Annotated in this window: 17 protein-coding genes; 9 read left to right on the top strand and 8 right to left on the bottom strand. The window is 61.1% G+C overall.

The window, feature by feature from the left end; all coding sequences use genetic code 11:
* Positions 1-362 precede the first annotated feature (362 nt).
* From ACIQAL_RS29505 to ACIQAL_RS29475, 7 genes are all read left to right on the top strand, one after another.
* Complete coding sequence (locus ACIQAL_RS29505) at positions 363-1,604, top strand: SfnB family sulfur acquisition oxidoreductase (protein WP_401151789.1); 1,242 nt, start codon at positions 363-365, stop codon at positions 1,602-1,604.
* Between the two features lie 23 nt (positions 1,605-1,627).
* Positions 1,628-2,842 carry an SfnB family sulfur acquisition oxidoreductase gene (locus ACIQAL_RS29500; RefSeq protein WP_401151786.1) on the top strand — a complete coding sequence of 405 codons (1,215 nt, stop codon included), beginning with the start codon at positions 1,628-1,630 and terminating at the stop codon, positions 2,840-2,842.
* Complete coding sequence (locus tag ACIQAL_RS29495; protein WP_401151784.1) at positions 2,842-4,227, top strand: LLM class flavin-dependent oxidoreductase; 1,386 nt, start codon at positions 2,842-2,844, stop codon at positions 4,225-4,227. The genes ACIQAL_RS29500 and ACIQAL_RS29495 overlap by 1 nt, the downstream gene beginning before the upstream one ends.
* Positions 4,228-4,406: 179 nt before the next feature.
* Entirely contained in the window at positions 4,407-5,201 is a 795-nt protein-coding gene (locus ACIQAL_RS29490) for a MetQ/NlpA family ABC transporter substrate-binding protein (protein ID WP_401151782.1), read from the top strand.
* 2 nt (positions 5,202-5,203) lie between these two features.
* Complete coding sequence (locus tag ACIQAL_RS29485) at positions 5,204-6,331, top strand: methionine ABC transporter ATP-binding protein (protein ID WP_401151779.1); 1,128 nt, start codon at positions 5,204-5,206, stop codon at positions 6,329-6,331.
* Entirely contained in the window at positions 6,321-6,965 is a 645-nt protein-coding gene (locus tag ACIQAL_RS29480; RefSeq protein WP_166595818.1) for a methionine ABC transporter permease, read from the top strand. Before ACIQAL_RS29485 ends, ACIQAL_RS29480 begins: the two co-directional genes overlap by 11 nt.
* Positions 6,966-7,526: 561 nt before the next feature.
* Positions 7,527-8,153 carry a class I SAM-dependent methyltransferase gene (locus ACIQAL_RS29475; protein WP_401151776.1) on the top strand — a complete coding sequence of 209 codons (627 nt, stop codon included), beginning with the start codon at positions 7,527-7,529 and terminating at the stop codon, positions 8,151-8,153.
* Positions 8,154-8,305: 152 nt separating this feature from the next.
* On the opposite strand, the gene ACIQAL_RS29470 is transcribed toward ACIQAL_RS29475, so the two are convergent.
* The 4 genes from ACIQAL_RS29470 to ACIQAL_RS29455 form a co-directional block, all read right to left on the bottom strand.
* Entirely contained in the window at positions 8,306-10,549 is a 2,244-nt protein-coding gene (locus tag ACIQAL_RS29470; protein WP_401151773.1) for a glycoside hydrolase, read from the bottom strand.
* A gap of 97 nt (positions 10,550-10,646) precedes the next feature.
* Positions 10,647-13,799, bottom strand: a complete 3,153-nt coding sequence (locus tag ACIQAL_RS29465) for an efflux RND transporter permease subunit (protein ID WP_401151771.1) — start codon at positions 13,797-13,799, stop codon at positions 10,647-10,649.
* Positions 13,796-14,866: an efflux RND transporter periplasmic adaptor subunit gene (locus ACIQAL_RS29460; protein WP_401151768.1), complete on the bottom strand. Its 1,071-nt coding sequence runs from the start codon at positions 14,864-14,866 to the stop codon at positions 13,796-13,798. The genes ACIQAL_RS29465 and ACIQAL_RS29460 overlap by 4 nt, the downstream gene beginning before the upstream one ends.
* Positions 14,863-15,990 carry an efflux RND transporter periplasmic adaptor subunit gene (locus tag ACIQAL_RS29455; protein WP_401151766.1) on the bottom strand — a complete coding sequence of 376 codons (1,128 nt, stop codon included), beginning with the start codon at positions 15,988-15,990 and terminating at the stop codon, positions 14,863-14,865. Before ACIQAL_RS29455 ends, ACIQAL_RS29460 begins: the two co-directional genes overlap by 4 nt.
* A gap of 157 nt (positions 15,991-16,147) precedes the next feature.
* Between ACIQAL_RS29455 and ACIQAL_RS29450 the strand changes: the two genes are divergently transcribed.
* The gene (locus ACIQAL_RS29450; RefSeq protein WP_401151764.1) at positions 16,148-17,314 is read left to right on the top strand and encodes an AAA family ATPase; all 1,167 of its coding nucleotides are present in this window, start codon (positions 16,148-16,150) and stop codon (positions 17,312-17,314) included.
* 145 nt (positions 17,315-17,459) lie between these two features.
* Here the strand turns inward: ACIQAL_RS29450 and ACIQAL_RS29445 are convergent, their stop codons facing one another.
* From ACIQAL_RS29445 to ACIQAL_RS29430, 4 genes are all read right to left on the bottom strand, one after another.
* Complete coding sequence (locus tag ACIQAL_RS29445) at positions 17,460-18,479, bottom strand: ABC transporter substrate-binding protein (RefSeq protein ID WP_341961293.1); 1,020 nt, start codon at positions 18,477-18,479, stop codon at positions 17,460-17,462.
* A 52-nt stretch (positions 18,480-18,531) separates the two neighbouring features.
* Complete coding sequence (locus ACIQAL_RS29440) at positions 18,532-19,398, bottom strand: ABC transporter permease (protein ID WP_401151760.1); 867 nt, start codon at positions 19,396-19,398, stop codon at positions 18,532-18,534.
* A gap of 176 nt (positions 19,399-19,574) precedes the next feature.
* Positions 19,575-20,456 (bottom strand): ABC transporter ATP-binding protein, encoded by an 882-nt coding sequence (locus tag ACIQAL_RS29435; protein ID WP_166595827.1) that lies wholly within the window; start codon positions 20,454-20,456, stop codon positions 19,575-19,577.
* A gap of 27 nt (positions 20,457-20,483) precedes the next feature.
* Entirely contained in the window at positions 20,484-21,380 is an 897-nt protein-coding gene (locus ACIQAL_RS29430; RefSeq protein ID WP_401151757.1) for a TauD/TfdA dioxygenase family protein, read from the bottom strand.
* 264 nt (positions 21,381-21,644) lie between these two features.
* Between ACIQAL_RS29430 and ACIQAL_RS29425 the strand changes: the two genes are divergently transcribed.
* Positions 21,645-21,797 (top strand): hypothetical protein, encoded by a 153-nt coding sequence (locus tag ACIQAL_RS29425; RefSeq protein ID WP_401151754.1) that lies wholly within the window; start codon positions 21,645-21,647, stop codon positions 21,795-21,797.
* Positions 21,798-21,875: the final 78 nt, after the last annotated feature.

Raw genomic sequence — 21,875 nt, 5'->3', positions numbered from 1 at the left:
CAAACCCCGCCCGGGACGCCCCGCTGCCCGCTGCTAGCCTCGTGGAAACCCTTTACGAGACGTTCGCCATGCACTGCAAACATATCGTCAAGTACTTCACGCTCCTGTTGGTCTTCAATTCCTGCCTCGTCTGGACCGACCCGCTGACGAGCAGTCCGCAGGCCCTCTTCGCCTTCTATGCTTATTCCTAAATGCAAGTTTATTTAATTTTTATACACGCTTAGGGTATATGCACCGGACCACCGGACCATCGCTAGTTTCCCTGCCGCCCTTGCGGTCTTGAATCGAGGTTCCAATGGTCACGTACACAATTGCCCCAGTGCATAACGCTAAGGCATTGCGCGTTGAGAATGGTCAACACCATGACTGATCTGAACGCACTTTCTGTCCAGCATCCCCTGGACATCGCTCCCCCTCTGCTGCCTGCCAAGGTGCTGCGCAACGACGCCGAAGCGATCGCCGCCGCCCATGAACTCGCAGCGTTCGTACGTCCCACTGCCGCTACGCGTGATCGAGAGCGCCAGTTGCCGTGGGCTGAAATCGAGCATTTCACCCGCAGTGGCCTCGGCAGCATTGCCGTGCCCCGTGCGTATGGCGGGCCGCAAGTGTCATTCGCGACGGTGGCGCAGGTGTTCGCCATCCTGTCCGCCGCCGATCCCGCTGTGGGACAGATCCCGCAAAACCATTTCGGCATTCTCAATTCTCTGGTCGGCAGCGCCACCGACGCACAGAAGAAAGTGCTGTTCGACAGCATCCTGAACGGCGCACGCATTGGCAACGGCGGGCCGGAGCGCGGCACTAAAAACACCCTCGACGTGAAAACACGCCTGACCGCCGACGGTGATCAATTTTTGCTCAATGGTCGCAAGTTCTATTCGACCGGCGCGCTGTTCGCCCATTGGGTCGCGGTCAAAGCGATCAACGACGACGGCAAGCAAGTGCTGGTGTTCGTGCCCCGTGGCACGCCAGGCCTGCACATCATCGACGACTGGTCCGGCTTCGGACAGCGCACGACCGCCAGCGGCAGCGTGCTGCTGGACAACGTGCGAATCAGCGGCAACCTGGTGATCGAAAACTGGAAGCTGGCCCTCGCGCCGAGCATTCAGGGCGCGGTGTCTCAACTGATTCAAGCCGCCATCGACGCTGGCATTGCCCGAGAAGCCATCGACGAGAGCATCCGCTTCGTGCGCGAACGTTCGCGTCCGTGGATTGAAGCGAACGTCGAACGCGCCAGCGATGATCCGTATGTCATCGCCGACATCGGCAAGTTGAAGCTGGAACTTCACGCCGCCGAAGCGCTGCTGAACAAGGCCGGTCGTGTGCTCGATGAAATTGCCGCGGCGCCCATTGACGCGCAATCCGCAGCCCGCGCCTCCATCGTGGTCGCCGAAGCCAAGGTGTTGACCACCGAGATCGCCCTTCAGGCCAGCGAGAAGCTATTCGAACTTTCCGGCAGCCGCGCCACCCTGGCCGAATTCAACCTCGACCGGCACTGGCGTAACGCCCGCGTTCACACCTTGCACGATCCCGTGCGCTGGAAAGTCCACGCCGTCGGCGCCTGGAACCTCAACGGCACCCTGCCTGCCCGCCACTCCTGGATCTGAACCAGACAACTGGAAGCACACATATGAGTCTTCAATCCTTGCCGCGTGATACGCAGGCGGTTACCGCGATCATCGAAGATGACGCCCAGGCACTGGCTGTCGCCCGCGCGCTGGCCGAGAGTTTCAAACAAGAGAGCGCCGTGCGTGATCGCGAACGCCGCTTGCCCCACGCGGAACTCGAACAGTTCTCCCGCTCGGGCCTGTGGGGCATCAGCGTACCCAAAGCCTTCGGTGGCGCAGGTGTTTCGTACGTCACGCTGGCGGAAGTCATTCGCATCATTTCGGCGGCCGACGGCTCGCTGGGCCAGATCCCGCAGAACCATTTTTACGCCCTCGAAGTGCTGCGCGTGAACGGCAGCCCTGAGCAGCAAAAGCGGCTGTATGCCGAAGTGCTCGCTGGTCAGCGCTTTGGCAATGCGCTGGCGGAACTCGGCACCCGTATCGCCCATGACCGCACCACGCGTCTGAGCCGTGACGGAAAAGGCTGGCGTATCAATGGCCGGAAGTTCTACTCCACCGGCGCGATCTACGCCCAGCGCATTCCGACGTCGGTGATCGATGACGATGGCATTCAGCAGCTCGCATTTGTTCCCGCCGACACTGAGGGGCTGACCGTCATCGACGACTGGAGCGGCTTCGGTCAGCGCACCACGGGCAGCGGCTCGGTGGTGTTCGACAACGTTTACGTCAGCGATGAAGACGTAGTGCCGTTCCAGACCGCCTTCGAACGCCCGACCACTGTCGGCCCGCTGGCGCAGATTCTTCACGCCGCCATCGACACCGGGATCGCTCGCGCAGCCTATGAAGACGCCTTGCATTTCGTGCGGACCCGCACCCGTCCCTGGATTGATTCCGGCATTGAAAAAGCCGTGGATGACCCATTGACGCTGCACAGCTTCGGCAAGCTCGGCATTCGCCTGCACGCCGCTGAAGCCTTGCTCGAACGCTCGGGCGAATTTCTGGATCGCGCCCGGGCCGACAGCAGTGCGCAGAACGTCGCCGAAGCGTCGATTGCAGTGGCCGAGGCCCGCGCCATCAGCACCGAGATTTCGCTCGCCGCTGGCAGCACGCTGTTCGAACTGGCCGGTTCTCAATCGACGCTGGCCGAGCATGGCCTTGATCGTCACTGGCGCAACGCGCGGGTTCACACGCTGCATGACCCGGTGCGCTGGAAGTACCACGCCATCGGCAACTTTTACCTGAACGACGTCAATCCGCCGCGCCGGGGGACGATCTGATGAGCAAGAAAAAGATCCTGCTCAACGCGTTCAACATGAACTGCATCGGGCATATCAACCACGGTTTCTGGACGCACCCTCGGGACACGTCCACCCAGTACAAGACGATCGAATACTGGACGAATCTTGCGCAGTTGCTGGAACGTGGGCTATTCGACGGGCTATTTATCGCCGACATCGTCGGCGTGTACGACGTGTACCAAAAGTCCATTGATGTCTCGCTGAAAGAGTCGATTCAACTGCCAGTCAACGACCCGCTGTTGCTGGTGTCGGCCATGGCAGCGGTCACGAAAAACCTCGGCTTCGGCCTGACCGCCAACCTGACGTACGAAGCGCCGTATCTCTTCGCTCGTCGCATGTCCACGCTCGACCACCTGACCCGAGGCCGCGTCGGCTGGAACATCGTCACCGGTTATCTGGACAGCGCGGCCAAGGCCATGGGCCTGAGCGAGCAGATCGAACACGACCGCCGCTACGACCAGGCCGACGAATACCTGGACGTGCTGTACAAGCTCTGGGAAGGCAGTTGGGAGGACGACGCGGTCATCGAAGACCGTGAAGCGCGGGTCTACGCGCAGCCGGAAAAAGTCCACTACGTGCGGCATCACGGCGAGTTTTATCAGGTCGAGGGGTATCACCTTTGCGAGCCGTCGCCACAACGCACGCCGGTGCTGTTTCAGGCGGGCAGCTCGGATCGCGGCCTGCAGTTTGCGGGCAGCAACGCCGAGTGCGTATTCATCAGCGGCCAGAACAAACCGGCGACCCGCGAGCAGGTGGATAAAGTGCGCGCGAGCGCCGTGGCGGCCGGCCGCAATCCGGACGACATCAAGATTTTCATGGGCCTGAACGTCATCGTCGGCGCGACGGAAGAGGCCGCTCGCGCCAAGCATGCCGAGTACCTGAAGTACGCCAGTGCCGAAGCAGGGCTTGCGCATTTTTCGGCATCGACTGGCATTGATTTCGCCGATTACGAACTGGATGAACCCATCCAGCACGTGAAAAGCAACGCTATTCAATCGGCGACCAAAATTCTCAAGAACAACGACTGGACCCGGAAAAAACTGCTGGATCAGCACGCGCTGGGCGGGCGTTACATCAACGTCATCGGTTCGCCGGAGCAGGTGGCGGACGAGCTGGAATCCTGGATCGCCGAGACCGGCCTCGACGGCTTCAACCTGACCCGCATCGTCACTCCGGAGAGCTATGAGGACTTCATCGATCTGGTGATTCCCGAGCTGCAACGGCGGGGTTCGTACAAGACCGCTTACGAGCACGGGACCCTGCGCGAAAAGCTGTTTGCCGACGGGGATGCTCGGTTGCCAGAGAGGCACGCCGGCGCGGGATACAGAGCAGCAAACACGCTCGATAACGCGACACCGACTTAACGACGAACGATGCCCCAACTGCGGGAGCGAATTCATTCTGGACAGCACTCCGGCGAAAGGGCGGTACAGCCGATGGAGATTCGTCGCCTGAACACCCGCATCGCGAATGAATTCGCTCCCACAGGGGATCTGCGACAGCCCGATATATCCCACACCGACATTGAACCGGATAACACAACATGACAAAAACCCTGCTCACCCTGGCCCTTTCCCTCGGGCTGTTTGCCAGCCTCACCCAAGCAGCCGACAAGCCGCTTAAAGTCGGCACCACCGCTGCCTTCGCCATTCCCCTTGAAACCGCTGTCGCCGAAGCCGAAAAACAAGGGCTGAAAGTCGAACTGGTGGAGTTCACCGACTGGATCGCGCCGAACGTCAGCCTCAATGCGGGCGACATCGACGTGAACTACTTCCAGCACATTCCGTTTCTGGAAAACGCCAAAGCCGCGTCGGGCTTCGATCTGGTGCCCTATGCGCCGGGGATCATCAACAACGTCGGCCTGTACTCGAAGAAATACAAAAGCTTCGATGAACTGCCGACTGGCGCCACCGTGGCCATCGCCAACGACCCGATCAACGGCGGACGCGGTCTGCAACTGCTGGCCAAGGCCGGTCTGCTGACCCTCAAACCGGGCGTGGGCTACAAGGCCACTGAAGACGACATCCTCACCAACCCGAAGAAGATCAAGCTGATCCAGGTCGAAGCCGTGCAACTGGTGCGCGCCTATGACGACGCCGATCTGGTGCAGGGCTACCCGGCCTACATTCGCTCGGCGAAGAGCTTCGATGCCACCTCGGCGATTCTGTTCGACGGCCTCGATCACCCGGAATACGTGATTCAGTTTGTGATCAAGCCGGACCACAAGGACGACCCGCGTCTGGCCAAGTTCATCGACATCTACCAACACTCCCCTGTCGTCCGCGCCGCGCTGGATAAAGCCAACGGCACGCTCTATCAACCTGGCTGGAAGAACTGACCATGAGCGCCACCGTGCAACGCTCCCTGCCACTGGAAGAGCTCACGCCGCATTCCGCCGCACAGGCGCGTCTGCACCCGGAAAAAGCCAACGCCCACGTGCGCTTCAGCCAGCTGGGCAAGGTGTATGAAGGGCAGCAGGGCCCGATTGCGGCCCTGCAAGGCATCGACCTGGATATCCAGCGCGGCGAGGTGTTCGGCATCATCGGACGCAGCGGCGCGGGCAAGTCGTCGCTGATCCGCACCATCAACCGGTTGGAACAGCCCAGCAGTGGCCGGGTGTTGATCGATCAGATCGACATTGCCGCCTTCAATGAAGACAAGCTGGTGGAACTGCGCCGACGGATCGGCATGATCTTCCAGCACTTCAACCTGATGTCAGCCAAGACCGTCTGGAAGAACGTCGAGCTGCCGCTGAAAGTGGCGGGCGTTCCCAAGGAGCAGCGTCAGCGCAAGGTCGCCGAATTGCTGGAACTGGTAGGCCTGCAAGACAAGCACAACGCCTACCCGGCGCAGTTGTCCGGCGGCCAGAAACAGCGCGTCGGGATCGCCCGCGCGCTGGTTCATGACCCGGAAATTCTGCTGTGCGACGAAGCCACCTCGGCGCTCGATCCGGAAACCACGCAATCGATCCTCGGCCTGTTGCGCGAGATCAATCAGCGTCTGGGCCTCACGATCATCCTCATTACCCACGAAATGGCCGTGATCCGGGAAATCTGCGACCGCGTCGTGGTCCTGGAAAAAGGCCAGCTCGTCGAGCAAGGCCCGGTCTGGCAGGTGTTCGGCGATCCACAACACGAGGTGAGCAAAACCCTGTTGGCCCCGCTGCAACACGCGCTGCCCGATGATCTCCAGGCCCGCTTGCAGCCTCAGCCGACAGACAAAAACGCGAGCGTCGTGCTGGACTTGCAGTTCACCGGCAGCCACGGCAGCGAACCGGACTTGTCGGCGCTGTTCAGTGCCTTTGGCGGTCGCGTCAGCCTGTTGCACGGCGGCGTCGAGCGCATTCAGGGACGTGCGCTGGGGCATTTGCTGCTCGCCATCAGCCACTCGCCGTTGTCTGTCGAAGAACTGCTCATCCGCGCCCGCAAACAGGCGCAACACGCAAAGGTACTGGGTTATGTGGTTTGAACGCTTGTGGCAAGGCACGCTCGACACGTTTCTCATGGTCGGCGTCTCTTCACTGATTGCGCTGCTGCTGGGTGTTCCGCTGGCGGTGATTCTGGTCACCAGCGGCAAAGGCGGGATCTTCGAAGCGCCCAACGTGAATCGCGTGCTGGGCGCGTTCGTGAACATCTTTCGCTCGGTGCCGTTCCTGATTCTGATGGTCGCGCTGATCCCTTTCACGCGCCTGATCGTTGGCACGACCTATGGCGTCTGGGCCGCCGTGGTGCCGCTGACCATCGCCGCCACACCGTTCTTCGCCCGTATCGCGGAAGTCAGTCTGCGCGAAGTCGACCACGGCCTGATCGAAGCGGCGCAAGCCATGGGCTGCCGCCGCTGGCACATCGTCTGGCATGTTCTGCTGCCTGAATCCCTGCCGGGGATCGTCGGCGGCTTCACCATCACCCTCGTCACCATGATCAACTCCTCAGCCATGGCCGGCGCGATTGGCGCAGGCGGCCTCGGCGACATCGCCTACCGCTACGGGTATCAGCGGTTCGATACGCAAGTAATGCTGACCGTGATCGTGCTGCTGGTGGTATTGGTGGCGGTGATTCAACTGGGCGGGGATCGGTTGGCGTTGCGGTTGAATAAGCGGTGATGAGGCGCGTGCAGCTCGTTGGCGGTCGGTCTCGATACGCTTTTGATTCTGACCCTGGGTCTGACTGGAACCTGGCACCCCGCCTTTGAATCTGGCCGCAGGCCGTGGGAGCTGGCTTGCCTGCGATCTGACGCGGAGCGGCAGTAAAGTCGGCGCGTGTGGTGTATCAGGCATACCGAGTCGCCAGGTTTTACTACTGCTACGCAGCAGATCGTAGGCAAGCCAACTCCCACGCCTTCGGCAGAATCGGGACTGCGGCGCGGTCAACGCTTCTGATTCTGGCCGAAGGCCGTAGGAGCGTTGCTTGCTCCGGGCTGCGATCAGACGATCTGGCGCGCAGCGGCAGTAAAACCAGACACCTCGGTTGTGTCAGGTACACCGCATTCACCGGATTGACGACTGCTGCGGTCGGACGCGACCCCGTGCCGATCGTAGGCAAGCCAACTCCCACGCCTTCGGCAGAAGCGGGATCGGGGCGTGCCCAACGGCGGCGATGTGCAGGATTGCGGAGAGCGTGAGCAAGGGTATATTGGCCGCTTCCTCCGCTCAGAATCCGATCCCATGAAACTCGACCCGCAGGACCTCGCTCAGATCACCGCCACCACGCTGGGCAATTACAACGATGTGGCCGAGGGGTTTCGTGAGGGCACGCGGGATCATGATGTCAGCCAGAACATCGACGCGTTGTTGCGGAATATCCAGGGCGTTGCGCCGTTTCAGATTCTCGACTTTGGCTGCGGGCCGGGGCGGGATCTGCGCACGTTTACCGCCTTGGGTCACGTAGCCACCGGGCTGGACGGCTCGGAACGTTTCGCCGACATGGCCCGTGTCGACAGTGGCTGTGAAGTCTTCCACCAGAACTTTCTCGAATTGGATCTGCCCGCCGAGCGCTTCGACGGCATTTTCGCCAACGCCTCTCTCTTCCACGTGCCCCGTCAGGAATTGCCGCGTGTCCTGAGCGAGCTGCGCGATGCCTTGAAACCGGGCGGCGTGCTGTTCAGCTCCAACCCTCGGGGCAACAATCAGGAAGGCTGGAAGGGCGAGCGGTATGGCTCGTTCCATGATCTTGAATCCTGGAGCGCGCTGCTGGCCGAAGCGGGGTTCGTAGAGGTCGAGCATTATTACCGGCCGGAAGGGCTGCCGAGGGAGCAGCAGCCGTGGTTGGCGAGTGTGTGGCGTAGGGTTTGAAGCACCACCGACCTCACGGCAAATGACAGACCTGTGGGAGCGAATTCATTCGCGAATCGGTGGTAATGCCGACACATAGAGGTCGGTTGTACTGGCCCCTCGCGAATGAATTCGCTCCTACAGGGTTAGCGCGGTGACAGAACATCTTGTGCTCACTTCGGAGCCGATTGGTAAATCGTCACGTCACCTCCCTGTCCAAACGCAGTAAGACTCTGCCGGGCAAACGAACGCCCGCCCACCTCTCGCACCCTTTCATCAAAATTCGCCACCAGCCGCGTGCCGTCGTTGAACGTGGTCTGTTGCACCAACCGGTCAGCCGTCAGCCACTCGAATCCGATCATGGCCTGTGTCGCCAATCGCTCATGCAGTGGGCGAAAGAAAGCGTCCTGCTTTTGAATGATCTTCAACCGGGCCTGAAGCGTGTCCTGGCTCAGGTGGTACAACGGCGGCACGTTGTAGAGCAGTTGAGTCAGCTCGTTCTCCGCCCTGACGTTGTTCAGTTTCAAGCTGTCGAACAGCCAATGATGGGTCGTGATGACCGAGCCGTGGAACACTGCCTGGTACAGCGGAAGGCGTGTCGTCGGGTCGAAATGCACGGCGCGATAGCGCTCTTTGATGGGCACGGATTTGAAGAACACGGCAGGTTTTTCCGGGGGATACCAATTGCCCACGAACCAGGGCGATTGAGCGAGCGTGCTCATGTCCGCATCGCCCCAACCGATCACCGGGGTCTGCATGCCGTGGGCGAAGAAGATGCCCTGCGAGGTGCTGGCATGGCCGTCTTCTGAGCCCACGACCAGCCCCTGAGACTCGCCCACCCAACGCGCTGCGTCTTCGTTTGCAGCGGCATTCTGTGATTGGGTCAAGGTCGCACCAGAGCGGTAGCTGTCGAAGACCATGCCCGTGGCGTAGGCGTCGAGAAACCAGCTGTTGAAACCGGCGACCCCGCGCACGGCCCGAACACGGGCTTCGAGCAATGGCCTGACGCAACGAGGATCGGTGTAATGCCCGGCCTGCTGAAAGCCGCTCTTCGCTGTGCCGTTCTTCAATACGATGCCGCAGTCGCGGTGCGCGTCGCTGCCCAGGTGTGCGGTGGTCCAGTCCGGGTTTTCGCTGTCGGACAGCGCCGTTTCGTACGAGTCGTAGGGGGAAATCAGGTAGCCGGCCTTCACGGCTGCACGCACCGCTTCGGGATGCCACAGCCCGCCTTCCCAGCCGTCGCCCAGCCCAAGCCACAATCGGGTGAGACCGGCCGCCTGCAACGATTCAATGGTCTTCGCCGTCAGTGTGCCGCCCCAACGCGAGGGATCACCCGTCAGTGCATCCCCAAAAAACCGCGCGATTTCAGTTCGCAACTCACCGTAACTCGACGCCAGAACGTCCATGTCTGGTTGAGCACCTGTGCGCCAACGTGCGCGAGCCGCCGTGTTGAACGCCCCGTTCAAATCGCGTAACACCACGACTTGCTCCCAGCGCTGCAGCGGCGGACGCGAAGGGTCAAGCATCGCGCGCGCCTCCGCATTCATGAGCCTTTTGAAACGTACGGCGAGCGGTGCAGAAGAGTTCAGCGCGTCGATCAGCCGCGACCAGGATCGAACATCTTTCAACCCCAGCAAATCATTGCCCCATAGGTACGCATGGGCCGCCCCGATCAATTTGCGGGCTTCGGGGGTTTTGGCGAGTTTCTCGTCGAGTGTCTGATAGGCGCCACTGTCGATCAGCCATTGCCGGTAGCGACGCGCACCCGCCAGCGGATCTGAATCCCCAAGGTAAAGGCGAAAAGTCAGGGGCGCATGGGGATCGAGGGACGTGAATTCGTGAGCCGCAGTCAACGCCAGCCCGTCGCCCTGAGCCTTGAGTGTCAGCCGATTATTGAACGGTTGCGTCATCAACCACGTGAGGCTGAACGCGCCGTGGTCCATGCCCCACAGCGGCAGGCTCAGGTCCTGCGTGGTATTGAGCGGCCCTTGCTCGGCCAGAAACCGCTGCCACACCCCGTGACCGCGAGGCACGTAATGCCCCTCGGCAAGTGGCCAGATCAAGGCGCGGCCCATCGCGTTGGCGGGTTGGTTGAGGAACGTCAGTGTTCCAGCTTCGCGGGCTTTGACAGTCAGCAGCAATTCGCGCCGTTCGAGACGAGCCTCAAGCGCCCAGGCACCGTCATCCCATTGCCAATTCAGGCGATCCGAAGTCCGTTCGATGTGACCGACGGCATGCAACGCAACGCCCGACGACACATGAACCGCCGATTGGCCAATGGGATGCACCCTGATCGCCAGCGTCTTCGGCTCAAGCTCGACCCGCCAGAATTCATTTTCCAACGTTTCACTAGCGACAACAGACCCGCAAACGAACGCACACAGCACTCCCACGGCACGCAAAATGAAACCGGACATGACGACAACCCACTGAGTGATCAAGGCTGTCGACCGTACTCAGGGAGCCTACAAACGTCGTTCAGACGTTTCCCACGGCAACGTAGGCCGATGAGACTTAGCGTGTAGGTGCGGGCTCACCCTCTTCGTCTTCGTTTTCATCGTCCGCGCCGTGGCCCTCGGCTCTGCGTTTTTTCTCCTGTTCGGATTTATCCCGCTGTTCCTGCGTCGGCTCTTTGATCTTGTACCAGGCCACGTACAGCGCAGGCAGGAACAACAGCGTGAGCAGCGTCGCGATGATGATCCCGCCGATCATCGCGTAGGCCATGGGCCCCCAGAACACCTCGCGGGCAATCGGAATCATGCCCAGACTCGCCGCCGCGGCCGTCAACAGAATCGGGCGCCGTCGATGCTCGGTGGCTTCGGCCACAGCGTCCCACGGCAGGTAACCGGCGACTTCGTATTCGTGGATTTGCGTCACCAGAATCACCGAGTTGCGGATGATGATGCCGATCAGCGCCAGAATCCCGAGGATCGCCACGAAGCCCATGGGCGTGCCGGTCGGCACCAGCGCCAGCACCACGCCGATCAACCCAAGCGGCGCGACACTCGCCACCAGGAACATCTTCTGCACACTGTGCAGCTGGATCATCAAGAAGGTCGCCATGAGGAAGATCATCAGCGGCACGACCTTGGCAATCGGCCCTTGAGCCTTGCCGCTCTCTTCCACCGTACCGCCCGTGGCGATCTTATAGCCCGGCGGCAGCGCCGAGGCGAACTTGTCGATTTCGGGCTTCAACTCTTTTACCAGATCGGTCGGCTGCATCTCGTCACGCACAGCGGCCTTGAGAGTGATGGTCGGCTTGCGGTCTCGGCGCCAGACCAGCGGCTGCTCCAGCTCATACCGAACATTGGCGAACGCCAGCAACGGAATCGACGTGCCTTGCGGCGTGACGATCTGCAGGTTTTGCAGGGTCTCCGGCGAACCCCGCTCGGCGTCCACAGCGCGCCCGACCACGTTGATCAGGTAAATGTCGTCGCGCACCTGGGTCACGGCCGAACCGGTCACGATGCTGTTCATCAGCTGGGCGACGTCTTCCGACGACAGCCCGAGTTGCCGTGCCTTGTCCTGATTGATGTCGATGCGCAGGACCTTGCCCGGCTCGTTCCAGTCGTAAATCATTTCCCCGATGTGCTGGTTCTTGTCGAGCAGCGTCGCGAGGTCAATCGCGTGCTGGCGCACTTTGTCGATGTTATCGCCGCTGACCCGGTACTGAATCGGACGCCCCACTGGCGGGCCCATTTCCAGCGGCTGCACGTAGGTGCCAATGCCGACGAACTCATCACGCAGGCGTTTTTTCAGGCGGTCCATCAGCCCGGCGCGCTCTTCCAGGCCTTTGCTGACGATCACCAATTGCGCGTAATACGGGTTTTCCAGTTGCTGGTCCAACGGCAGGTAGAAACGCACCGCACCCTGCCCGATGTAGGTGCTCCAGCGCACGATGTCCGGATCGTCTTTGAGGCTCGCTTCCAGTTTGTCCACAGCCTTGCGCGTCTCGTTGATCGAGGCGTTCTGCGGCAAATTGAGGTCGACGAGGATTTCCGGTCGGTCAGAGGACGGGAAGAACTGGTTCTGCACAAAGCGCATGCAAAACACCGAGGTCGCGAACAGCAGCACCGTGACGATGATCGTCAGCCAGCGATGCCGCATGGCCCAGAACATCGAGCTGTTGAAGGCTCGGGCGATGCGGCCCGGCTTGTGGTGTTCGTCTTTCTTTTTCACCTTCTCGCTGAGAATGTGTACACCAATGACCGGCGCGAACAGCACCGCCACGACCCACGACACCAGCATCGCCACGGCAATCACCGCGAACAGCGTGAAGGTGTATTCCCCCGCCGAACTGGCGTTGAGGCCGATGGGCACGAAACCGGCCACCGTCACCAGCGTGCCGGTGAGCATCGGGAACGCGGTGGAGGTGTAGGCGAATGTGGCCGCCTGCTCTTTGGAGTCACCCATTTCCAGCCGCGAGACCATCATCTCGACCGTGATCATGGCGTCGTCCACCAGCAAGCCGAGGGCGATGATCAGCGCGCCCAGCGAAATCCGTTGCATGGTGATGCCGCTGTATTCCATGAACACGAAGACCATCGCCAGCACCAGCGGGATCGAGCACGCCACCACCAATCCGGCGCGCATACCAAGGCTGATGAAGCTGACGATTAGCACGATCACCACCGCCTCGAACAGCGCGCTGGTGAAACCACCGACGGCTTTTTCAACCACCTGCGCCTGATCTGACACGTTGTTCACGCCCACGCCGATGGGCAGGTCGGCAGTCGCCGCCTCCATCCGCGCGTGCAGGTCTTTGCCGAACTCTTGAACGTTGCCGCCTTTTTTCATCGCAATTGCGAGGCCGATGGCCGGCTTGCCGTTGTAGCGAAACAGCGGCTTGGGCGGATCGACGTAGCCACGGCTGATGTCGGCGATATCGGTCAGGCGATAGAAGCGGTCGTTGAGGCGCAAGTTGACCGTTTCCAGATCCTTCTCGGAGGCGAACTGGCCAGACGTGCGCACCGAAATGCGCTCAGGCCCAGCCTCGATCACCCCCGCAGGCGTCACGGTGTTCTGCGATTGCAGGCTTTGCACGACCTGGCGCTGATCCAGCCCCAGCGCCGCCAGTTTGCGGGTGGAGAAATTCAAGTACAGCACTTCGTCCTGCTGGCCGATCATCTCGACCTTGCCCAGCCCCGGCACATCGCGGATTTGCACGCGGACCTGTTCGACGTAGTCGCGCAGCTGGCGCATTGTCAGGCCGTCGGCGGTAAACGCGTAGATCGAGCCGTAGACGTCACCGAACTCGTCGTTGAACGCGGGCCCTTGCAGGCCTTGAGGGAAGGTCCCGCGAATGTCGTCGATCTTCTTGCGGACCTGGTACCAGATCTCAGGAATTGCGGCCGCGCTGGTAGTGTCCCGCAGGTAAACGAACACCGTGGACTCGCCCGGTCGGGTGTAGCTTTTCACGTAGTCGAGGGAGTCGAGCTCTTCGAGTTTTTTCTCGATGCGGTCGGTGACTTGCTCCAGGGTTTCGTCCACCGTCGCGCCCGGCCAGCGGGTCTGGATGACCATGGTTTTGATGGTGAACGAGGGGTCTTCCTCGCGGCCCAGGTTCATGTACGAAAACACGCCCATCAGCAAGCCGACGAACATCAGGTACCAGACAAAAGACTGATGCTTGAGCGCCCAATCGGAGAGGTTGAACTTCCCTTTCATCGTGGGCTGTCCTTATCGACTTTGACTTTCTGCCCCGGTTTGAGGCTGTTCACTCCGGCAGTCACTACGCGCTCGCCACCCTTCACACCACCGGCCAGCACCACGCTGTCGGTGTCGCGGCTGACGACCTGCACCGGGCGCGGCGACACGGTCTGGTTCTGCGTGTCGACGATCCAGATCTGCTGCTTGCCGTCGACCTCCTGCAACGCCGTGAGCGGCAATTCGATGCGCGGCTCGATGGCCGAACTGAGGGTCACGCTGATCGCCGTGCCCAACCGGAATGACGGCGGCGTGTCGGCCAGCGTCAGGCGGGCGCGACGGGTACGCGTCGTGCTTTCAGCTTGCGGTTCGAGTTCACGCAGGGTGGCCGTGGTATTGATGTCTGGTTCCAGTTGGCTGGCGACTTTGAACACCACGTCTTTGGGCAACTGTTCAGCCAGCGGTCCCGGCAGGTCGATCACCGCTTCCTTGATGTCCGGACGCGCCAGCGTCACCACTTGCTCGCCCGCGCTGACCACTTGACCCGCTTCGACTTTCCATTGGGTCACGACGGCGTCGTGATCGGTGCGCAACTCGCTGTAGCTCAATTGGTCCTTGGCCTGTTGCAACGCAGCCTTGGACTGATCGAAGGAAGACTGTGAGGTTTTGAGGTCGGTCACTGCGACATCCAGCGCCGCCTGCGCGCCGACGCCTCGGTCGAACAGCTCCTGCTGACGCCGCGCATTGGCCTGGGCATTGATCAACTGCGCTTCGACGCGGGCCAGATCGCCCTGGGTGGAACGCACCTGATTCTGCTGGTCGGTCGGGTCGAGTACGGCGAGCATGTCACCCTTCTTCACCTCGGCGCCCACATCGACACTGCGCTGGGCGATGCGGCCCGAGACGCGGAAACCGAGGGTGCTTTCATAACGCGCGGCGATGTTCCCGGCGAAACGTCCCAGGCTTTCCTCCGCCTGAGGTTTCACCTCGACGAACAACACTGGGCGCACCGGCTCCGGTGGTGGCTCTTCCTTGCTGCACGCGCTGATGAGCAATGCCATCAACGTCACTCCCGTCAGGCGCTTCATTGCGGTGCTCCTGTCGGGCTCTTGTAGACGTCAGCCAGTTCGACCTTCATGTCCGGGTGCAGCAGTTGATTGCCGGCGACCACGACTTTTTCGTCGTTCTTCAAACCGTCGATGATGATGACTTTGCCCGTCAGGTAACGCCCGACCGTCACGCCGCGCAGGCTGACTTTGTTCTGGTCATCGACCACCCAAACGGCAGGTTGGCCGAGTTGATCCCCCAGCCCTTTCGTGAGCGCCGACCATGGCAGTTCGACGCTCTGTTTCGCAGGCACCGATAACGCGGCGCTGACCACAGAGCCGAGCTGCATGCCTTGAGGCAAAGTCTCCAGTGCGATCTTCACTTGCAGCGTGCCGGTCTGCGCCGAGACCGCTGGGGTGACTTCGCGCACCTTCCCGGTGGCCTTGATTTGCGGGTTATCCAGCAGCGTGACTTCGACCGGCTGATCCGTTGGCGGGTTGACGAACAACGACTCGTAGACGTTGAACACAGCGTCGCGTTCGCCATCCCGAGCCTGGCTGAAGATCGGCATGGTCGCCTGCACCACCTGACCCACCTCGGCCTGACGTGCCGTGATGATGCCCGGCGCATCGGCGATCAACGACGTGTAGCCCAGTTGTTCGCGCGCGTTGGCCAACTGCGCCTGAGCGGCCTTCAAGGCGCTCTGGCTGCCACGCAGTTGGGCTTGCGCGGAGTCGTATTCGCTTTTGCTGGTGTAGCCTTTCGGCAGCAGCTTTTCCTGACGCACGAACGCGGCGGCGGTCTGTTTCACGCGCGCCTGCTCGGCAGCTACAGCAGCGTTGGCCGAATCGACATTGGTCTGCAAATCCTTGGGGTCGAGCTTGGCGAGTACCTGCTTGGCCGTAATACGGTCGCCCACATCGACCATGCGCTGAATGATCTTGCCGCCGACGCGGAATGACAGTTGGGTTTGCACCCGCGCCTGGATATCGCCCGTCAGCGCGACGGCCGCCGCGAACTCGGCGGTTTTGACCTGTTGAACCTGCACGCGCGGCAGCACGGGGTCTTTGGGCTTTTCCTTGCCGCAGCCAGACAGCAGCGCCAGGCACATGCCGAGCGCGAGGGCCGTTAGGCCAGTGTGAAGAACCGAGGGTTGAGCGGGCATGCAAGCTCCTTGTGCTACTGCCGTTGCGTACACCGCGCCGCCGAGCGTCGTCGTGGTGTGATCATGCGACTGTGAGCGTAGATCAGGGTTCCTTTGGCCGCTAAACTCGGCGAAACCTGACCCGTCGGTCGCACATGCTCATCGCAAGGAAGGCCCGATGCTGACCACCCTCGCCGTCGCCAATTACCGCTCGATCAACACGCTGGTGATGCCGCTGGCACGCCTGAACCTGATCACCGGACCCAACGGCAGCGGCAAGTCCAACCTCTACCGCGCCCTGCGTTTGCTGGCCGAAACGGCCCAAGGCGGGGTGATCAATGCGCTGGCCCGTGAGGGCGGGTTGAAGTCCACGTTCTGGGCGGGACCGGAGAGCATCAGCCGACGCATGCGCAACGGCGAAGTCGAAGTGCAGGGCGGGCCGCGCAAAGAGGTCGTTCGATTGCGCCTGGGGTTTGCGGCCGAGGATTTCAGCTACGCGATTTCACTGGGGCTGCCTCCGCCGTCGAACGCGCCCACGGCATTCGCCCTGGACCCGGAGATCAAGCGCGAATGCATCTGGGCCGGGCCGCTGTATCGCCCTGCCAGTCTGCTGGTGGACCGCGCCGGGCCGATGGTTCGGACCCGCGAAGGCCGCAGTTGGGAGGTTCTCGCGCAACACACACCGGCCTTCGACAGCCTGTTCGATCAGGTGGGCAACTTGCGCTCCTCGCCGGAAGTGCTGCAACTGCGGGAGAGCATTCGCGGTTGGCGATTTTATGATCACTTCCGCAGCGATTCCGACGCGCCTGCGCGCAAACCGCAACTGGGCACGCGCACGCCGGTGTTGCATCACGATGGACGGGACCTGGCGGCGGCCTTGCAGACCATTCGGGAGATTGGCGAACCGGAGGCGCTGGACGCCGCGATCAGCGATGCCTTTCCGGGCGCGCGTGTCGCCATCGATGCGCAGGGCGGCGGGCTGTTCTCATTGGAGTTTTATCAAGAGGGGTTATTGAGGCCGCTGTCCGCGTCCGAACTGTCGGACGGCACCTTGCGGTATCTGCTGCTGATCGCGGCCCTGCTGACACCGCGCCCGCCGACGATGATGGTACTCAACGAGCCGGAAACCAGCCTTCATCCTGACCTGCTGCCTGCCTTGGCAAGGTTGATCATCCGCGCGTCACAGCGTTGTCAGGTGTGGGTTGTCTCACACGCCAGCCGTCTGATCGCCGCGCTGGAGCAGGACCCGGAATGCAACAGCATCGTGCTGGAGAAAGAATTGGGACAGACCGGGATTGTCGGTCAGGGGATGCTGGATCAACCGGCGTGGCATTGGCCGGATTGAAGAACGTTTGATCAATCCCACGCGGGGTGGAGACGATCACCGTTTTGTAGGAGTGAGCTTGCTCGCGATGGCGGAGTATCAGAACCATTGATAACGTCTGACACGACGCAATCGCGAGCAAGCTCACTCCTACAGGTATTACGCGCTAGCTACCCGCCCCACCATGGGCTTCTTCAAAGAAGAAATCCTTCCAGCTGTCGGCCTTGTTCTTCAGCACGCCGATCTCATTCAGTTTCTCGGCATAGATATAAGTGCGTTGCGGCACGATGGTGAAGTCGATTTCCGGGTCGTTGACGATCTTCTCTACCAACGGCAACGGCAGCTTGGACTTCTCGACCTCGATGTAGGTCTTCGCTGCGGCGTTCTTGTCGGCCTTGATGATCTTCTCGGCTTCCGCCAGCGCGTCGTAGAAGGCCTTGTAGGTCTTCGGGTTTTCGTCGTGGAATTTCTGGGTGGTGTAGAGCACGTTGAACGTGGCCTGACCGCCCAGCACATCGTACGAACTCAGCACTTTATGCACGTTCGGGTTTTCCAACTCCTGATACTGGAACGGCGGGCTGGAGAAGTGCGCACTGATTTCCGAGCCGCCTGCGATCAGCGCCGAGGTGGCGTCCGGGTGCGGCAGGCTGACGGAGATGTCGTCGAATTTCTTGTAGTTGGCGTTACCGAACAGCTTGGCGGTCTCGATCTGCAAGGTGCGCGACTGGAAGCCCACGCCCGCTGCCGGGACGGCAATGCGGTCTTTGTCGGTGAAATCCTTCACGGTCTTCACGTCCGGCTTGTTGCTCAGCAGGTAGTTCGGCATCGAACCCAGCGAGGCGATGGCCTTGACGTTCTGCTTGCCCTTGGTGCGGTCCCAGATGGTCAACATCGGCGGTACGCCTGCCGACACCACGTCCAGCGCACCCGCCAGCAGCGCTTCGTTCATCGCGGTGGCGCCGGAAATGCTGTTCCAGTCGACCTTGATGTCAATGCCCTCTTCCTTGCCGTGCTTCTCGATCAGCTTCTGCTGCTGCACGACGTCGAGAATCAGGTAACCGATGCCGAACTGCTGGGCGATGCTGATCTTGCCTTCGGCGTGTGCGCCGCTGCTCAGCAATGCGCCGGTCAGACCGAGTGTGACGGCCAGCGCGGTCAGCGTCGGGCGTTTGAAAGAAGTCCCCATAAATTCCTCACAAAAGAAGCGAAAAGTGTTGGATGAGTCTTATGTCCCGGCCTCAGCGCTGCATGCCCCATCGCTTGACGGTCAGGCGCTCCACATTGCTGAACAGCAGGTTTTCCACCAGCAGCCCGATGATGATCACGGCCGCGAGGCCCGCAAACACCTTGTCGGTGTACAGCTCGTTGCGGTTCTGGAAGATGTACCAACCCAGACCGCCTTTCCCCGAAGACGCGCCGAACACCAGCTCGGCGGCGATAAGGGTGCGCCAGGCGAACGCCCAGCCGATTTTCAGGCCCGCCAGAATCGACGGCAGCGCCGCAGGAATCAGGATGTGCCAGACGAAGCGAATACCCTTCAGGCCGTAATTGCGACCGGCCATGCGCTGAGTTTCGGACACGCCAAGAAAGCCCGCGTACGTATTCAGCGCCAAGGCCCACAGCACCGAGTGAACCAGCACGAAGATCAGGCTGTTTTCGCCCAACCCAAACCAGAGCAGCGACAGCGGCAGCAGCGCGATGGCGGGCAGTGGGTTGAGCATCGAGGTCAGCGTCCCGAGCAGGTCGCGGCCCAATTGCGTGGACACCGCCAGTGTGGTCATGAAGAACGCCAGCACGATGCCGATCAGGTAGCCCTTGACCAGCACGGTCAGGGAAATCCACACCTTCGCCAGCAGCTCGCCAGTGACGATGCCGTCGATGAAGGCCTTGGCGGTGTCGATGAAACTCGGCAGCAACAGGTCATTGCCCTGAATGCGCGCGGCGATTTCCCAGATCGCCGCCAGGGCGATCAGGATCACGGTCTTGCGCACCCAGCTTTGCTGCCAGATGCGCTGCACGAGAGGAATGTCGCGGGCCAGGTCTTCCTGAGTGAAAGGCTCCAGTGCGACTTCGTATTCCTCGCGAATGGGGGGGGAAAGGCTCATGGTGGTGTCTCATTTGGGCCAGCGCAGGCCCCCTGTAGGAGCCGGCTTGCTGGCGAAAGCGGTGGGTCATTCACCACTGCGGCGTCAGATACGGCGCCTTCGCCAGCAAGCCGGCTCCTACAAGGCGCGTTCAATCCGGGCGTTCGGTGATGTTCAAGTCATGCATCAGTGCGCGATCAGTAAGCGATCCGAATATCCTGAAACCGCAAATCCTGCTCGACCGCAGGCGCTTCGCCTTCGTCGAACAGCAGCCGGTGAATGCGCTGCGCCGAAGCCTGGAAATCCACGCCACCCAGGCTTTTCAGGTCGTACTGATGGCTGTTGATCTCGGCACGCACGCGGCCTGGATGCGGCGACAGCAGCAAAATCCGGTTACCCACGACCAGTGCTTCTTCAATGGAGTGGGTCACGAACAACAGCGTGAAGCGCACCTCTTCCCACAGCTCCAGCAGCTCTTCCTGCATCTTGCGACGAGTCAAGGCATCGAGCGCGGCGAACGGCTCGTCCATGAGCAGAATTTTCGGCTGCATTGCCAGCGCACGGGCGATCGCCACCCGCGCCTTCATGCCGCCCGACAGGGTGTGCGGGTAGGCGTCGGCAAATGCGCTCAGGCCGACCTTTTCCAGGTAATGCCGCGCCCGCTCTTCCGCTTCGCGACGCTTGAGAGTGCGCGAGGCGAGCAGCGGAAACATCACGTTCTCGATCACGGTCTTCCAGGGCGGAAGCTGATCGAACTCCTGAAACACGACGATTCGGTCAGGCCCCGGTTCTGTGACCTGCTGACCGGCCAGACGAATCTGCCCTTCGCTGGGCGTGATGAAACCGGCAACGGCCTTGAGCAACGTCGATTTGCCGCAACCCGACGGGCCGAGGAGGACGAAACGGTCAGCCGGATCGATTTCAAAACTGACTTGATGAGTGGCCCGCACAACGCGCTCCGGCGTGCGGTATTCAAGGCTGACGCCCTGGACTTGCAATAGCGCTTCAGCGGTAGGCTGATTGGCCTCTTGCGCGTTCGAGCGATTGCTAGCCGTGTGGCTTTGCAGAACAGCGTTCATGGAGCGGGCTCCCTCAATCGGTGTGAATCAGAACGGAGCATCGCCCTGAATGGTGGTGCGGTGCAGACGACGACGCAGATGGTCAGGCGTGCCGCCCGCCAGGTGGATCAGGGAACGGTTGTCCCAGAACACCATGTCGTTCTCCTGCCATTTGTGGCGCAGGACGTTTTCCGTACGCACGCTGTGGGCGTAGATCTCTTCGAGAATCGCGCGGCTTTCGTCTTCCGGGATGTCCACGATGTGCGTGGTGAACCCCTCACTGACGAACAGTGCCTTGCGGCCGTTTTCCGGGTGCGTGCGCACGATCGGGTGGCTGACGACTGCGACCTGGGCCAATTGCTCGGCGCTCAGCGTCGGGCGCCAGTTCTCGGCGTTTTTGCCGTGGCTGTAGCGCGAGGTGTAGCTGTGAACGGCTTTGCGGCCTTCAACGGCTTTGCGCAGGTGCTCAGGCAAAGTTTCCCATGCCTGATGCATGTCGGCGAACAACGTGTCGCCGCCTTCGCTCGGCAGCTCCTGGGCGTACAGCATCGAACCGAGGCTCGGCAGCTCTTTGTAGGACAGGTCCGAGTGCCAGTATTTACCGGCATCGCCCAGACCCACCGGCTGACCGTTTTCAACGATGTTGGAGACGATCAGGATTTCGGGGTGGTTGGCGAGCAGGAACTGCTTGAGCACGTGAATCTGCAGCACGCCGAAACGGCGGCTGAAATCAATCTGTTGCTGCGGCGTGATCTGCTGATCGCGGAACACGACAACGTGGTGATCCAGGTGCGCGCGGTGTACGCGGGCGAAATCTGCGTCATTCAGCGGGCGGGACAGGTCCAGTCCGACGATTTCTGCGCCCACCTTTTCGGCGAATGGACGCACATCGAACTGCTGACTCGGTGCTTGAGCGGACGTGGAAGCTTGGGAGGCTGCTGGCATGAGAACTCCGACTCCAGAATAGGTGTGACTGAGAAGTCGGGACTTTATAGATATAAGAAGAGAAATTTAAATATCGTTAGAGCATATGGATAGCGCTGAAAGAACTAGCGACGGCGCAATGCCAGTATCGGTAACGGTCCGGATACCAAATTCTTATCTTTAGCCACGAACCCGAAAGGCAAAATGCGTGTCTATCTCCTGCCTCGCAGCCTTGCTCGCTGCGACCCGAGGCGCTCTCCAGAGATAAGAAAAAGAGGAACGATCATGCCGGAACGCGCAGGCTTCAACGATCAATCGTCCGACAAAGGGCTGGACGACAACGTGAAATTGCTCATTGCCTTACGGCGTGCCTTGAGCGCAGATGCAAAAACGCCGACGCATGTACGAGCCGTCGGCGTGAAAAACGTGGGGCAGTGATCAGGGCGATCCATGGGCAAGGCCATTAACCTGTGGGAGCGAATTTATTCGCGAGGGTCAGTCCGGCCGACACATGTG

The sequence above is a fragment of the Pseudomonas sp. NPDC088368 genome, assembly GCF_044753445.1.
GTDB classification, from domain to species: Bacteria; Pseudomonadota; Gammaproteobacteria; order Pseudomonadales; family Pseudomonadaceae; genus Aquipseudomonas; species Aquipseudomonas bambusae.
This window is presented reverse-complemented; position numbering and strand designations above follow the sequence as displayed.